15 protein-coding genes, 2 pseudogenes and 1 riboswitch are annotated in these 15,892 nt (G+C 35.7%); of the genes and pseudogenes, 16 read left to right on the forward strand and 1 reads right to left on the reverse strand.

The window, feature by feature from the left end:
* Positions 1–64: 64 nt before the first annotated feature.
* From ACSKT4_RS06810 to ACSKT4_RS06835, 6 genes and pseudogenes are all read left to right on the forward strand, one after another.
* Positions 65–679: a Type 1 glutamine amidotransferase-like domain-containing protein gene (locus ACSKT4_RS06810; protein ID WP_465823067.1), complete on the forward strand. Its 615-nt coding sequence runs from the start codon at positions 65–67 to the stop codon at positions 677–679.
* A 170-nt stretch (positions 680–849) separates the two neighbouring features.
* On the forward strand, positions 850–1,323 hold the full coding sequence (locus ACSKT4_RS06815; RefSeq protein ID WP_465823068.1) for a hypothetical protein: 474 nt from the start codon (positions 850–852) through the stop codon (positions 1,321–1,323).
* A 317-nt stretch (positions 1,324–1,640) separates the two neighbouring features.
* Positions 1,641–2,192 (forward strand): hypothetical protein, encoded by a 552-nt coding sequence (locus ACSKT4_RS06820; protein WP_465823069.1) that lies wholly within the window; start codon positions 1,641–1,643, stop codon positions 2,190–2,192.
* Positions 2,193–2,336: 144 nt separating this feature from the next.
* Positions 2,337–2,801, forward strand: a complete 465-nt coding sequence (locus ACSKT4_RS06825; protein WP_465823070.1) for a GNAT family N-acetyltransferase — start codon at positions 2,337–2,339, stop codon at positions 2,799–2,801.
* A gap of 97 nt (positions 2,802–2,898) precedes the next feature.
* Positions 2,899–3,183 carry a hypothetical protein gene (locus ACSKT4_RS06830; protein WP_465823072.1) on the forward strand — a complete coding sequence of 95 codons (285 nt, stop codon included), beginning with the start codon at positions 2,899–2,901 and terminating at the stop codon, positions 3,181–3,183.
* Positions 3,184–3,351: 168 nt separating this feature from the next.
* Positions 3,352–3,633, forward strand: a pseudogene (locus tag ACSKT4_RS06835) (flavodoxin family protein); the annotation flags it as partial.
* A 185-nt stretch (positions 3,634–3,818) separates the two neighbouring features.
* On the opposite strand, the gene hpaB reads toward ACSKT4_RS06835, so the two are convergent.
* A complete protein-coding gene (gene hpaB / locus ACSKT4_RS06840) occupies positions 3,819–5,273 on the reverse strand; it encodes a 4-hydroxyphenylacetate 3-monooxygenase, oxygenase component (protein WP_465823130.1) in 1,455 nt (484 codons plus the stop codon).
* A 280-nt stretch (positions 5,274–5,553) separates the two neighbouring features.
* Here hpaB and ACSKT4_RS06845 point away from each other — a divergent pair, with 280 nt between their 5' ends.
* The 10 genes and pseudogenes from ACSKT4_RS06845 (at position 5,554) to ACSKT4_RS06890 (ending at position 15,827) form a co-directional block, all read left to right on the forward strand.
* Complete coding sequence (locus tag ACSKT4_RS06845) at positions 5,554–6,489, forward strand: NADP-dependent oxidoreductase (protein ID WP_465823074.1); 936 nt, start codon at positions 5,554–5,556, stop codon at positions 6,487–6,489.
* A 260-nt stretch (positions 6,490–6,749) separates the two neighbouring features.
* Positions 6,750–7,187 (forward strand): GNAT family N-acetyltransferase, encoded by a 438-nt coding sequence (locus tag ACSKT4_RS06850; RefSeq protein ID WP_465823076.1) that lies wholly within the window; start codon positions 6,750–6,752, stop codon positions 7,185–7,187.
* A gap of 292 nt (positions 7,188–7,479) precedes the next feature.
* Positions 7,480–8,463: a beta-ketoacyl-ACP synthase 3 gene (locus tag ACSKT4_RS06855; protein ID WP_465823077.1), complete on the forward strand. Its 984-nt coding sequence runs from the start codon at positions 7,480–7,482 to the stop codon at positions 8,461–8,463.
* Positions 8,464–8,827: 364 nt separating this feature from the next.
* Positions 8,828–8,972: riboswitch (FMN riboswitch) on the forward strand.
* A 762-nt stretch (positions 8,973–9,734) separates the two neighbouring features.
* Positions 9,735–10,385, forward strand: coding sequence for a riboflavin synthase (ribE, locus tag ACSKT4_RS06860; protein WP_465823078.1), 651 nt, complete (start codon positions 9,735–9,737; stop codon positions 10,383–10,385).
* Positions 10,386–10,772: 387 nt separating this feature from the next.
* Positions 10,773–11,378, forward strand: a pseudogene (gene ribB / locus ACSKT4_RS06865) (3,4-dihydroxy-2-butanone-4-phosphate synthase); the annotation flags it as partial.
* A 62-nt stretch (positions 11,379–11,440) separates the two neighbouring features.
* Positions 11,441–11,911 carry a 6,7-dimethyl-8-ribityllumazine synthase gene (gene ribH, locus ACSKT4_RS06870; protein ID WP_186868980.1) on the forward strand — a complete coding sequence of 157 codons (471 nt, stop codon included), beginning with the start codon at positions 11,441–11,443 and terminating at the stop codon, positions 11,909–11,911.
* 198 nt (positions 11,912–12,109) lie between these two features.
* Complete coding sequence (locus ACSKT4_RS06875; protein ID WP_186868979.1) at positions 12,110–12,976, forward strand: cation diffusion facilitator family transporter; 867 nt, start codon at positions 12,110–12,112, stop codon at positions 12,974–12,976.
* Between the two features lie 306 nt (positions 12,977–13,282).
* Positions 13,283–13,768: a hypothetical protein gene (locus tag ACSKT4_RS06880; RefSeq protein WP_465823080.1), complete on the forward strand. Its 486-nt coding sequence runs from the start codon at positions 13,283–13,285 to the stop codon at positions 13,766–13,768.
* A gap of 258 nt (positions 13,769–14,026) precedes the next feature.
* The gene (locus tag ACSKT4_RS06885; RefSeq protein WP_186868977.1) at positions 14,027–15,478 is read left to right on the forward strand and encodes an NADP-dependent glyceraldehyde-3-phosphate dehydrogenase; all 1,452 of its coding nucleotides are present in this window, start codon (positions 14,027–14,029) and stop codon (positions 15,476–15,478) included.
* A gap of 172 nt (positions 15,479–15,650) precedes the next feature.
* Positions 15,651–15,827: a hypothetical protein gene (locus ACSKT4_RS06890; protein ID WP_246521545.1), complete on the forward strand. Its 177-nt coding sequence runs from the start codon at positions 15,651–15,653 to the stop codon at positions 15,825–15,827.
* The last annotated feature ends 65 nt before the right edge of the window (positions 15,828–15,892 follow it).

A 15,892-nucleotide genomic window follows, 5' to 3' on the forward strand; every position in this document is an offset into this window, starting at 1 on the left:
AAGCTTCTTATGCTAAAGGAACAGAAGAGTCGAAGAAGAATTTGTAAATTAAAGGAGAAGCAAAATGGCTAAAATCTTTTTAACTTCAAATGGCTTTTTTACAGACACGATTAAAAATGAATTCCTAACAATAATAAAAGAACAATTACTTAATCCTAATGCTGTCATCATAACTACGGCCTCACCACATAAAGAAACTAACAAATATGCGATTAAAGCAAAGAATGATTTCATCAAAATGGGGATTAAACAAGTAGAATTTCTTGATATCGAATTTGATGAACCAAATAAACTTAAACAGTATAACATTATTTATATTAACGGTGGAAACCCATTTAAATTGCTTTATCATATGAAAAAAAGTGGAGCTGACTCCATATTAAAAGAATTGGTGAAGCAGCCTACTATATTTGTTGGAGTAAGTGCTGGGGCAGTTATATTAGGGCCAAATATTGAAGTGGTTAATTATTTTACACCAGAGATGAATGTGGTTGAACTACATGATTTAACAGCACTAGCAATAACGAAAAAGGCTATTTTCCCCCATTATGATAGGGAAGATATTTTTGCAGATTCCTCTGGGAAGTCCATTGAAGAAAGGTTAACAGAATTTGAAAGAAAAAAGAATATGTCCGTTACAAGATTACGGGATGATCAATTTCTATTGATAGATGTATAAGGTGCTTTTTTCGCTAAAGAAGTATAGTCACTGAAATGTAACACCTCAGACATAGTTTTTACCATTGGATAACACGAAATGTACCAGTAAATGACAAGTGATTGCCACCTCATAGTTTAAAAGATTAAGAGTAAAAAAACATAACTATAGTAGCTAAGGAGGGGGATATTATGAATTTGTTACTGTTCATAATTTTATTAAATATTATTGGTCCCATCTTTGTATTACTTCATGAGGTAGGTCATGGAATAGGGGCTGTCTCTACCTCAAAATCTGATGTACATATCTATTTAGGAATAGTAGATGAGGATAATAAAGAAAACTTCAGGCTAGGGAGACTTCATTTTCATATTCAATGGGGCTATGAAGGGTACACTTATTGGGGAGAGGATTTAAATAAATGGAAAAAAGTAGTTGCACTTGCTAGTGGGCCCATGATGTCATTATTACTGGTACTTTTATTTGAACTACTAGCATCGTTAATTAAACAAAATGTACTAAGTCAATTGTTTGTATTCTCCAAGGTAATATGTTTTATTCAATTTATAATAACAACAATCCCAGTAACTTATCCTCGTTGGATGGGAGGATTAGGTGGTTATACGTCTGATGGTTTGCAAATATTGCGAGTATTAAGGAGTTAAAATTATAATCATTCAGTTTTAAGCAACCGAGTGAGATTGTTAAACATAAAAAGCCTAATTCCTCGCCCGAAACAGGCAGGAATTAGGCTTTTTATCCACGATATGATAAATCTCTCAATTGGTAAATACGTTGCGACGTTGTAAGTTCTATGGCAATCACAGGTGAAATTAAATTATAAAAATTTTGAATACATGGAAAATAGAGTGAGGTTAAATGGCTTGTGTAGAAAAATAACTTACACATACGGGCTATTTTAAAGGAAGATAGTGTGCTGATTACGTTATAGATAGCCAATGATAAAGGAGGTAAGTTATTAATGATAAATATTTTTGTAGGATTAATCTTTGTCTTCTTTAAAACAAATTTAAGTTTTTGGGATATCGGGGTGACTTACTACATAACTAACATCATTGGATATGTCTCGATATTTTTTGGGATAATTGAATTGGGGAGAACGAAGCAAACAATTTTAAAGGTCAAACCCTATGTCATTATTATGATTGCTCACAGTATTTTCTTTTTCTTGTTGAATTTAACAGGTAATTCGCCTTTATCGATAGCTATGTCAACTACTTCAGGGGTAATTGTAGCTGTAGTTGGAGTTGTGTTTATTATTGCAGGTATGTTGATGGTATTTATTATTATTTTCCAACTACTGGACAGTTTAGCGACAAAAAGAAATAAAAAGCCGTTATTCAACTTAGTAAACGTTATGTCGTTCTTATTAATCTTGGCTGGTATAAGTGCTATCTTTAATTTTGTTCCGATGATAGCAACTACTATAATGGGTGCTTTATTATTACTGGAAGTATTATTTTTAATTATTTATTTTTACATTTTCTTAACCAAAAATGAAAAATACGCATAAAAGTTCAAGAAAAGGTTGTCAAAGAAGATCACCTTTTTCTTTTGGTTAAATACCTGGTATTATTATCTGAAAATTATGTTAATATTTAACTAGAAGTTAATAAGCTATTGAGGTAGGAAAGTGGCACAATAAAGGAGAATAAAAATGGCTTATAAATTTAGTGTTTTGACACAAGAACAAGCTGAAGATATCGCGTTTAACTGGCATTATGATGGGGAGTATTCTTTTTATGATATGGAAGCTGATGAAGAAGATTTAGAACAATTTTTAAATCCAGAAGAACGAGGAAACGCAACGTTTGCTGTAATAGAAGGAGATGAACTGGTTGCTTTCCTTAGTATTAGTAAAGTTACTGATAGAATATTTGATATTGGTTTAGGAATGAGACCAGATTTAACTGGAAAAGGGAATGGGACAAGATTTTTAAGGGCGGGTATTAATTTTATCCAATCAGAATTCACACCTGAAAAAATCACATTATCAGTGGCAACTTTTAATCAAAGAGCGATAAATTTTTACAGAAAAGTTGGTTTTAAAGATGTTGAGACTTTTATGCAAAATACAAATGGTAGCACATTTGAGTTTTTAAAAATGGAATATAAGTGTTAATGACTCTTATCGGGTAAAGGGTGCTTTTGTATAACAAGGGCAACGAATTGCTGAGTCAAAGGAAAGGATAGTTGTGAAGCGAAGGAAGGGGAAAATCATGAGTGAACGAAAGATAATAGCACTGGTTAACCTTTTAATAAGTGGTTTTATTGCTCTCATGATATCTATGTTTTTTGCTAGTGGAACCATTGCTGAAAATTATACAGACGAAACATATGTTGCACCAGAGTTTTTCATAATTCTTGTTATCTGGGGGATTGGGGCGATATTCGTTCTAATTCAGTTTTATAAGGATTTAATACCCTATTTTATTATTTCACTTATAATTACTTGGATTTCCATTCCTATAGGGATAAAAATAGGATTTTCTATGACTACGTAATTAAATTTTCACTAGCGGCTGTGTTAATCATATCAGGGTTTCGTGAAAATAGGCTTCTCCGAACTTAATGAGGCAAACGTCAAAAATTATTTTTATAACCATATCTTTCTTCTAATGGATTCTTGTTTGATTTCAATATAAAAAAATGGTATAATTTTCTTAATATTATTGAAACGCTGGTCACAGACGTTAAAAGATGCAAACTATCCTGATTTTAAAGATGTTATGTCTTCCAAGAAAGCCTATGTAATTGCGGTTGGAGGAGATAGCCCATTATTAAAAGGACTACCCTTGATTGAGCAATTTCAATACATTTTTGATTTTATAGGTATTTCTTTTGAGGGATATGTACTTGGCCAAGGGAATAAACCGAATGCCATTCTTCAGGATGAGCAAGCATTGGTAATTGCAGAACAGATTCATCGCTCCTTAAAACAACAGGTAAATTAATGACCATTCGAAAACAGCACTCTTAAAATATTATCTTGAAATTAAGAAAGGTGTTAATGAGATAAAGCCTTAAGAAAACCAAATGGGCCTGCTTTATAGTAAAGCTTTCATTCTAACACGAGCAGGCCTAATGATAATAGCACTTTAAAAGCAGTTTAGAACCTATTATTTTTATTTCGATTTTTTTATACTTCAGTTTCCAAATCTAAGAAATTACTAACCTTTTCCACATAATCAGTAATTGGATAGGCTTTGTATAGACGGCTTGATAATCGGATGGGATCTCCAAAGAAGTACCTTTCATATTGAGTTTGTCTCGTTCCAAATGAACTCATTGTCAGGTCCCAGGCTAACCTAAATATTTTCACTCGATCCTCTGCGTTTTTCGTTGCTGCTTGAAGGTACTGATTGAGATCGTCTCGGATGGGAGAATTAAATGCATTTTCCGTAGGCAAACCAACCAGTCCGCTAGCGCCAATTAATTGAATGATTTCGGTGAAGCGGGGATAAATTTTAGGGAAGATGTTATTGGCAACCTGAAGTGGAACGATATTCGGTCGCATTGTTCCCCATTGGTCCAATGCTGCATCATTTTCCGATTTCTCCAACAGTGCCTTTATTGTTTCAAGACCAATAATGATTTCTGACAGCTTTTCTTGTATATGTTGGTACTCGCTCACGTTAATGGTTTGTACTAAAAGCTCAGCAAGACCTAAAATGAATTCGGTTTTGACAATTTGTCTGGTCACTGCTTGGTGGGCCGTAAAAACGTGAAAAGAGCTTTGAAATAAGAAGTCTGTCGCTGCCATAGCATTGTCATAATAGAATACTCGATTCCACGGAACTAGAACATTGTCAAAAACAAGAATGGTATCCATTTCCTCAAATCGAGAGCTTAAGGGATGATTAAAAAGTGAATCTCCACCAATAAACGACTCTCTGCAAATAAATTTTAAACCGATAGTATCTGATGGAATGGAAAAAGCAAAAGCTTCCTCCTCATCTAACAAGAAAGCTGGATTACTGAAAACTAATACCTCGTCGGTTAATCCGCCTTGAGTAGCTAGGAGACGTGCTCCTTTAATAACTATTCCTTCTTTATTCCGGTCAATCACCCGGGCGACAATCGGTTCTTCTTCAGAGGATTCTAAATATGCCTCGGAACGATTTACTTGGGGTGAGACAAAGGTATGGGTGAATGAAAGGTCTTTTGTCATCGCTAATTTATATAAAGATTGAATATTTTCCGGAAAACAATTTACACGTCCACGCAATACTGGAGAAGAGGAGGCAAAACTCATCACAGCGGTATTGAGGTAATCGGGACTCCTTCCCATAAAACCACCAGTTTGTCTAGCCCAATGCTCAGCTGCCTTTCGCCTATTTAATAAGTCATCCTTCGTTTTGGGTTGTAAGAAGGAAAGGCCGACAGAATCCCCTGTTTCTGGCGAAAGAAAAGTCATCTCATCTTTATATTTAGGATGATGCTGCATATCATATAAGGAAGCCTTAGTCTGAAGAACTCCTTTAAATACTGGGTGCTCAGAGATTTTCCCCTCAACTTTTTTCCCATCTAGCCAAATTTCAGTATCTAGCTGATTTAAGCGATTAATAAATTCCGTCCCATTAATAGCTCCCATAATAACACTCCTATATCCATTTGCTGTTAAATGCAGATTCATCTCCACTGTACTATTTTATTAGTCTGTTCCCTCGTCAGTTCCACTATTATCATTGGAAAAGCACTATAAGCTCATTGTGTTTGTTCATCTGATTTTAGCTAATTCCCAATAGCAGAAACCAAACTAAGAAGCTCAAGTAGTACTTCATAAGAGCAAAAAAGTAGTTAATACTATAAATATGTTGTTAAATTTTATACGTAATGGTTTTAAATAAAAATATAAGAGGGAGTTTATATAAATGAAAGCAATCATTATTAATAATTATGGCTCTATTAATGAATTAAAGGAGCAAGAGATACCAACACCCGAAATCGAGAATAATCAAGTTCTAGTCGAATTATATGCGACATCGATAAATCCAATAGACTGGAAGATGCGTTACGGATATTTGAAAGAGATGCTTCCATTTTCTTTCCCAATCATTTTAGGTTGGGATGCAGCTGGGATTGTAAAAGAAGTAGGAAAAGATGTGACAAGATTTAAGGTAGGGGACCGTGTCTTTGCTCGACCAGCAACAACTAACAAAGGAACATATGCTGAATATACAGCAGTAGATGAGGATTTACTGGCTCTAATTCCCGATAACATAACATTTGAAGAGGCTGCAGCAGTTCCACTTGCAGGTGAGACCGCATGGCAATGTCTGGTTGATTTTTCAAATATAAAAGCAGGAGATAAAGTTTTAATACATGCAGGTGCTGGTGGTGTTGGCAGTTATGCAATTCAGTTTGCTAAGCATGTTGGTGCGTATGTGGCTTCTACTGCCAGTGAAAAAAACAAAGAATTGTTAAATGAATTAGGTGTTGACCAATTTATTAATTATAAAGAACAAGACTTTTCGGACGTCTTATCCGATTACGATATCGTGCTGGATACAATGGGTGGAGAAATAATGAATAAGAGCTTCGATGTGTTAAAGGAAGGTGGAAAGCTCGTATCAATTGCAGGCACGCCAAGCGAGGAAAGGGCAAAGGAGAAAGGGATAAAAGCTGGTTCCTACTGGCTTGATCCCAGTGGAAAACAGCTTGCTGAAATTGCAGATCTAATGGAACGCGGTATTGTTAAATCAATCATCGGACACGTTATGCCATTTACAGAAGCTGGCTTGAAGGAAGCCCATCAATTAAGTGAGACACATCATGCAAAAGGAAAGATCGTTATTAAGATAAAATAATTAAGGATACATGTTCCGTCTATAAAATGCTTTTTATACAATGACAATGGATTTACCCTTTCAAACACGTATAAAAAAAGCTAATGTCACTATTGTTGCTGACATTAGCTTTTTTCGTTGTCACTGAAAATTTGATTATTAGATAAAATTTTATACAAAATTTAGAAACCTATGATACACTCTTTGAAAAAGGAACCTCATATTTACATAAAAGTATATGGAATATAGGTGTAATATTTTTAGAATGGGTGAGTTGAAAAGTGAACATAAGAAAACCAAATGAGGTAGAAATTGAAAAGATATTAGCACTTTCTCCACAAGCGATATTTGAGGGAACTTTAGGTGAAACAGAACCAACGATGGAAAGAGCAAAACAACTGGTAGAACCTCTTCTAAAGAAGGGGTGTTATTATTTAATATCCACGGAAAACAATGTAATGACGGGGTGGATTCTTATAGGAGGAAGCAAAGACAATTTTTCTGGTAAGGCTTTCGGATTTATTTATGAATTATTTGTATTAGAGGAATATAGAGGTAAAGGTATTTCCAAACAATTGATTAGAGCAGGTATTGAACAATTGAAACAAGAAGGATACTTCGAAATTCGTTTAAGCGTATTTGATGGAAATCCAGCAATGAAAATATATGAAAGCTTGGGCTTTGAAAACAGGACAATTACTATGAGTATTTCCTTATAAAATAAGGTTTTTTCATCAAAGATACTAAAATAGCAGGATGGTTGTATAATCTAGTTAAACTACAGATAATAAGAGGAGCTTTATAAAAAAGTGGATGGGGTAAATACCCGTCCACTTTTTAAATTTGTATTCTTTTCTTCAGTGACACCACTAATGTTTAGATGTGGAAATATATGGAGATAGATTGGATGTAGATACGTTATATTCAAAATGTTACATTGACAGATTATCAAATAAATATGTTATAATTAGTACCAGGTATTAATATTAGATACTAAAATGAGGTGAAGACATGATTGGGGCAAGAATAACGGCTATTGGAACATATGTGCCAGAAAAACGACTAACTAATTTTGAATTGGAGCAAATGGTCGAAACGAATAATGAATGGATTGTTCAAAGGACAGGAATTCACGAGCGTAGAATATCACGTTCTGATGAATTCACGAGTGATTTATGTGTATCTGCCATAAAAGATTTAATGCAAAGGTATGATAAAAAAGTCGATGATGTAGATATGATTATCGTTGCAACAAGTACACCAGACTTTCCATTTCCATCTGTCTCAAGCATCATACAAGACCGATTAAATATCTCGCAAACAGGTGCTTTAGATTTGAGTGCCGCTTGTGCTGGATTTGTTTACGGATTACATACAGCACATACCTATATAGCGTCTGGTCTGCACAAAAAGGTTCTTGTCGTAGGAGCGGAAACGTTATCGAAAATCACCGATTATACCGATAGAAGCACATGTGTATTATTTGGTGATGGTGCTGGAGCGGTATTGATTGAAAGCGATGAGAAACAAAACAGTTTCCTGGGGTTCCGTTTAGGAAGTGATGGAAGTGGAGCTCAACATGTATATCGTACTGGGCTTTCAAACAAGGTTAATGGGATTGAGTTAATCGATACGCAATACCTTGTGCAAAATGGTAGAGAAGTTTTTCGCTGGGTTACAAGAAATGTTCCAGAAAATATTAGACAGTTGTTAGAGAAGGCACAGATGAGTTTGGATGAGGTAGATTGGTTAATTCCCCATAGTGCTAACTTACGGTTGATAGAACCAATTTGTGAAAAATTAGATTTTCCATTGGAAAAAGCGCTTTACAGCTTAGTCAAGTTTGGAAATACATCAGCAGCAACCATACCTTTAGCGCTTGATCTTGGCCTAAGGGAAGGAAAGGTCAAAAATGGACATCGCGTTTTGATGTATGGTTTTGGAGCGGGTTTAGTTCATGCAGGTCAACTTTTAGAAGTAAATTTTGACGAGTAGGTTAATACCCCTTTAGCATTGTGAGGACTTTTACTTACCAAAAAAGTGAGTACTTGTGATTATTAAAAGGTTGGGATTGAGAGTGGAAAATAGAGCAGTGGGAACAATGGTACTCAATCCTGATTATCTTGGATTCAATACAAATTGGGACCGAATACGATTGGAATCCAATCCCTTTCCTTGCAAATACAGTAGAACGATTATAGTATATAAATTGGGTAGAGATTATGTTTGAAATGATTGGTTGATGCTACGAAATGAACCATCATGGCAATCTTGGTTAGGATTAGGATAGGAACCCCTTTAACGACAAGGTTTTGAGGGGACTATTGGTAACCAACAATTTTACCCTTTAATTGAATAGGATTTTCTTCGGGGTCGGGTGCAATTCCCAACCGGCGGTGATGAGGGCAACCTCTTAGTCCGTGACCCGTGTTTAATTAGTGAACACGGTGGATTTGGTGAAATTCCAAAGCCGACAGTAAAAGTCTGGATGGGAGAAGAAAAGCGGAAATTGTTCAAAAAACTATTGGACTTTAGTTTTGTTGTGCACTGTTCTCCCCTGCCTAGATAAGCAGGGGATTTTTTTACAATGGAGAACGATAACTGAAGGGAGGAATAGTGTTCTACTAACATTATATGTGTATCTCTCTAGCATAAAAAACAACTCGGTAGAGCAGTAAAGAGACCAAATACTATAAGCATAGAGTTTTGGTGATATAGATATCATTTACGCAAACTCCATTTGTAAAGTTGAACTAGGCATATCATTAGTTAGAAATATCGCAGTAAACATTACGGAAAGAAAATGGATATTCTGGCAGAATTCACTATTAGTTTTTCTAACATATGTTTGAAGGACGCTGAATTGCTAGGAAAGACTCATTTTATTTCTTCAAAATAAAAACCTCTTCAATCACCAGAAGACCCCACGGTGAAAATCCCATTTACGTTATCTTTTTACGATTTAATTTTGGATTGTAATTTATGAATTTCTCCTTTTAGAGCAGCATAATGATGCTTCTTTGGTATGGAGTTAAATCGAAATTGTGTTTCTCTTATCCTTTCATTCTTAGGATTTTAATAATCCACCTCGCATTAAATGGAAGTTCGTTCGAGTAATGGGCTACCTAGAATTAAAAAGGGGAATACGGGACCTCTGTATAGGTAGAACATATCACGTTTCTAGAGGATGTTTTTTTAGGCGCGAGTTCATGAGTAGTCCAGAGTGCCGGCATAACGGCAGTGTAATTTAAAGAGGAGGAATAACGTTGTTCACTGGAATCATTGAGGAATTGGGAAGCATCGATGAAGTGAAAAAGCAGGGAGAAACGATTTCCCTTTCTATTAAAGCAAATAAAATAATGGAGGATATAAAACTGGGTGATAGTATTGCAATCAATGGTGTTTGTTTAACCGTAACGGATATTCATAATAATCGTTTCTTTGCTGATGTTATGCCTGAAACCTTCCATACAACCACATTAGCTAATCTGCAAAAAGGAACTTCAGTCAACCTTGAGAGAGCAATGCGTGCAGATAGCCGATTTGGGGGACATATTGTAACCGGGCATGTCGATACTATTGGGAAAATAACGAAAAGAGAGCGAAGACAGAACGCAATCTATATTGATATTTCGCTACTGCCTAACCTCAAGCATGTTGTCTTGTTAAAAGGATCGATAGCAATTGACGGTATTTCTCTAACTGTTTTTAATAAAGCAGATACTAGTGTAACAGTTTCCATTATACCGCATACAGCGAATGAAACGGTACTCGGTAAAAAAAGAGTAGGAGAGAACGTAAATATAGAATTTGATGTTATTGGCAAATACATCTACTCGATTGTTGGGACTAAGGAATCCGTCCTTCCACCCAATACTATTTCAAATGAGTTTCTGAAAGAGCATGGATTTAGCTGATCGGAAAGCCGCCAGTCCCTTATGGGGAATGGGAGTAGGTGAGGATAACGGATTAATGTGATCAGTGCCCTTTTGCAGGAATAGAAGCAGGAAAAGGTAACAGAGAAGTGATATCAGTGCCCTTTGACAGGAAAGGAAGCAGGAAAAGGTAACAGAGCAGGCTGATCAGTGCCCTTTTGCAGGAACGGAAACAGGAAAAGGTGACAGAGGAGTGATATCAGTGCCCTTTTACCGGAATGAAAGCAAGAAAAGGTAACAGAAAAGGGTGATCACCCTTTACTGGAAAAGAAACAGAATCATAATCACAGCCTTTTATAGGAAGTTGAAGCAGAAAAAGGTAACAGAAAAACATAATCAGCTCGGATGGATGAAGAGAGGAGAAGGAAAATGTTTCACAAAGTCGAAGAAGCATTGGAAGATTTAAGGGCAGGAAAAGTCATCATAGTATGTGATGATGAAAATAGAGAGAACGAAGGCGATTTTATAGGATTAGCGGAGTTTGTATCTCCAGAGATGATAAATTTTATGGCAAAAGAGGGAAGAGGGCTCATTTGTGCTCCTGTTGCGGGAGCGTTGGCTCAGAAATTGGCGTTGAAGCCAATGGTAGATAAGAATACGGATCATTATGAAACAGCTTTTACCGTTAGTATTGACCATGTTCAGACAACAACTGGAATAAGTGCTGAGGAAAGGGCGTTAACTATAAAAAAATTGCTACAAGAGGATTCGTGTCCTGCTGATTTCAAAAGACCTGGGCATGTTTTTCCTTTAATTGCAAAAGCAGGTGGAGTATTAGAACGTGCGGGGCATACAGAGGCGGCGATTGATTTAGCGAGATTAGCGGGGGCAGAACCAGCAGGTGTAATTTGCGAAATTATGAATGATGATGGAACAATGGCTCGTGTTCCAGATTTGGAAAGAATCGCTGCGAAATTCGCTATTAAATTAATCACAATTGAAGCTCTCATTCAATATCGGTTAAAAATCGATACAGATAGTAAGCGAGTAGAATTTTAATAGACCAATTAAACTAACTTAATGGAGGAAATGGACAAATGAAACAAGTTGTTGAAGGTAATTTAGTCGGGAAAGATATAAAAGTTGGTATTATCATTGCTAGGTTTAATGAATTTATCACTAGCAGATTGCTTAGTGGGGCGGAAGATGCGTTAAGAAGACATGGAGTAAACGAAGCTGATATAACTCAAGTCTGGGTTCCAGGTGCATTCGAAATATCGATTGCTTCTAAAAAGCTAGCGGAAAAAGGGGAATATGATGCAATCATTACATTAGGAGCCGTAATCCGGGGAGCTACACCTCACTTTGAATATGTAAGTAATGAAACAGCAAAAGGCATTGCTAGTATAAGTTTGCAAACAGGAGTCCCTATCATATTTGGGATATTAACGACGGATACGATCGAACAAGCAATTGAGCGTGCAGGAACAAAAGCGGGGAACAAAGGATATGAAGCGGCGGTTAATGCGATTGAAATGGCCAATTTGTTTAAAGCTATGGAACAGTAGTAATTTTGAGGGCAGCGATATGCTGCCCTCTTCTACGTTTACAATTCTTCATTCTTCACCTACCTATATTATTTTCACCTCAGGAAACTCTTTTAGAAGGTTGTTACAATGCTTCTACTAGTCTATTTCATTGCTATAGACCCACTCGAATTTATTTGATATATTAATAATCCATTAATGAAAGGAAGGGTCATTGTAATGTTGAGAACACCTCGTATTGCCTTTTTATCGGTTATCAGCAACAGCTTTGTCGTGCTGTTAAAATTAATAGTTGGCGTAATCACAGGTTCTGTAGCCGTCATATCGGAAGCAATCCATTCTTCTTTAGATCTATTAGCATCGTTAATAGCATTTATATCGGTTAGAATATCTGGAAAACCAGCTGATAAGGAGCATCCCTTTGGGCACGGAAAAGTAGAAAACATCTCAGGAACGATTGAGACGCTTCTAATTTTTGTTGCCGGAATCTGGATAATTTACGAATGTATTCATAAACTTATATATCCTGAAGCTATAAAATTTCCTTTCCTTGCAGTAGCGGTAATGCTAGTTGGAGCGATTGTCAATTTCATTGTTTCTAGAATAGTAAAGAAAGAGGCTGATAGAGTTAATTCTATTGCGATGAAATCAAATGCTTTCCATCTTCTTACAGACGTTTATACATCATTAGGTGTGGCAGCGGGACTATTTTTGGTTTACTTAACAGATTGGCATATTCTTGATCCGATAATAGGCATTGCGTTAGCACTTTATATCATGTTTGAAGCAGTAAAATTAATGAAAGAGGCGTTTCCACCGCTGCTTGATGCTAAACTGAATCAAATAGAAGAAGAAAAGATTTTAGACATCATTCATAAATATCAAGATCAATTTCTTGAAATACATGATTTTAAAACTAGAAGATCAGGTCCAAATGAATATATTGAATTTCACATGGTAGTTCTTTCCCATAAAACGGTCGAAACCATACATGAATTGTGCGATAAAATAGAACATGATATTCAAACGGAATTTGAAAATTCACATGTTCTTATTCATGTTGAGCCTGAAACAGAATTACAATAAAAAATAGTAAGGAAGTTATAAGCTTTAAAAGGAAGCTATAGATTATGAAATGCTAGCTGAATATAGTCAAAGTTAAAAACTGCAATAAGAAAGCAAGGTGATCATGGATGGTCACCTTTTTCTTTTGGCAATATTATTTAAATTAGTATCTGTTAAAAAGGTCATCTACAAACAGTGGAGAGAGCTAAAGAAGGAACATTTGTTAAAATGATTTCGTCATATAACTACGAAATCGTTGATGAAGGCAATAGGACTATTTTTAATCCATAATAGCTCACAGCTACTATGTAAAAGGAGGGATACGGTATGAAAAAATTTTTATTTTTAATCGTAACGTTACTACTAGTTGTTAGCGGGTGTACGGAAAAAGAAATAAAATTAACTGAGAATGCTAACATTGCCAAAAGCTATTTAGAACAGAGCGGTTATCAAGTTATTTCCTTTGAGGGGGAGAGTAGTCAGGAATTTAAAAGAAAGGATCTATTTACTTCCCCTAACCTAGAATTTTGGTCTGTTCAATATATGGAACCTGATGAATATTTTGATAAGGAGATAAATACTGTGGCATTTATCGTAGAAAACCATCCATTAGATAACATCTTTGAAATGGGGAAAACTAAAGTAACGGTTTGGATAGTTGATAATGAAGTAATTGGCGGTTGGTCCTCCCCAATTTCAAAGAATCATGATGAAGTAGGTTCCCCCTATGCTTTGGATGGTAAGACCGTGGAAGAAGTAAAAGGAGATCATTCAGATTGGTTAGAGGAATGGAAAAACAAATACAAAGATTAAATAAGGTGCGATGATCAGACAAGGTGCTTAAGATTAAATCGCCTTTTTCTTTGTTTCATAAGCTTATTTTTCTTATGTGATTATCTTAAATAACTATAAGGGTAAGTAATTTTTGCCTAGCTTTGCTCATTAATATGTTTGAAAGTGAGCATATTATTTAGTATAAATACGTTTCTCTATATATAATAGTAAACATTCCTTTTAAACTGTCTTACCCGAAATACACAAACTAGATACTAAATAAGATAGGAGATTATTATGACATCAAAGACAAAACTACCAACGTATAAGATTTATATAAATGGTGAATGGAGAGAAAGTAGTTCCGGACAGACTATCGATATACAGTCCCCGTATCTTCCAGAAACATTAGGTAAAGTTCAATCGATAACACAAGATGAAGTCGATGAAATAATAAGTTTCGCTCAAGCAGCTCAAAAAGATTGGGCAGAGGTCTCACTTCAGGATCGTGCGAAATACTTATATAGATGGGCTGATGAATTAGTCAATATGCAAGATGAACTTGCAGAAATTATTATGAAAGAAGTTGGGAAAGGCGCTAATGATGCTAAGAAAGAGGTAGTACGTACAGCTGACTTTATCCGCTATACAGTTGAAGAAGCGCTTCATATGCATGGAGAAAGTATGTTGGGAGACAGTTTTCCAGGAGGATCTAAGTCGAAGATTGCAATTATAAACCGTGTTCCACGTGGTGTTGTTCTTGCAATTTCTCCGTTTAATTATCCTGTAAATCTATCAGCTGCTAAAATTGCACCAGCATTAATGGCTGGAAATGCAGTTGTCTTTAAACCAGCTACACAGGGAGCTCTAAGTGGTACTAAGATGATTGAAGCCCTAGATAAAGCTGGATTGCCTAAAGGTTTATTAGGATTAGTAACTGGCCGTGGATCCGTAATTGGTGATTATTTAGTGGAGCATAAAGGGATAAACATGATTTCCTTTACTGGTGGAACAAACACTGGTGTACAGCTTGCCAAAAAAGCAACTATGGTTCCATTAGTACTTGAACTAGGTGGAAAAGACCCTGGAATTGTTCGGGAAGATGCCGATTTACAGGAAGCTGCAAAGCATATTATTAGTGGAGCTTTTTCTTACTCAGGACAACGTTGTACAGCAATCAAACGTGTATTAGTTCATGATAGTGTAGCGGATGAGCTTGTTGCCTTGTTAAAAGAGCAAGTTGAAAAGCTATCAGTAGGATCTCCGGAAGAAAATAATGTAATTGTTCCATTAATCAATGATAAATCTGCAGATTTCGTTCAGCATTTAGTAGATGATGCTGTAGAAAAGGGAGCAACAGTAGTAGCGGGGAATAAAAGAGAGGGTAATTTAATTTATCCAACCCTACTAGATCAAGTGACAGAAGAAATGGAGGTTGCTTGGGAAGAGCCATTCGGCCCAATTCTTCCAATTATACGCGTTTCTTCTGATGAAGAAGCTATCCGTATTGCAAATGAATCCGAATTTGGTTTACAGGCAAGTGTCTTTACGAAGGATATTAATCGAGCATTTGCTATTGCTAACCGAATTGAAGCAGGCTCTGTTCAAATCAATGGTCGTACTGAACGCGGCCCAGACCACTTCCCATTCATTGGTGTTAAAGGATCTGGTATGGGAGCACAAGGTATTCGTAAGAGCTTAGAATCAATGACACAGGAAAAAGTTACTGTATTAAATATAGTAGAATAATTCTAAGGTGAACCAAGACCAGGGAAAATACCCTGGTCTTTAAACTAATTTAAACTACTAAATAGCATTAAAGGAAAATAGTTCAGGTAGTTATTGACTAGTTGAAGACGGGAATATGGTAAAATAAAGCTGGTAACAAAAATCTAAGTTATAAGACTGTTTACAACCAGTCGTGATAAAATTGATTATTGAAATCAAAGGTTATGGTATTCAAGTTTTACTTACCGGGAAAAAGTGTTCCATACAACAATTGAAACATAACTATTTTCTAGCAAAAGAATTATGTTATGAGATTATGGACCTTCCTAATGTGTTTTGTAGGCTTCATGGTTTTGAACAAATTCCATGACAATTAAATGACAGTTGATTTTGTAATTGATATCGATACGAAAAGAATTTATTCCCCATCTTATT

The sequence above is a fragment of the Ornithinibacillus liuyingii genome (assembly GCF_055550225.1).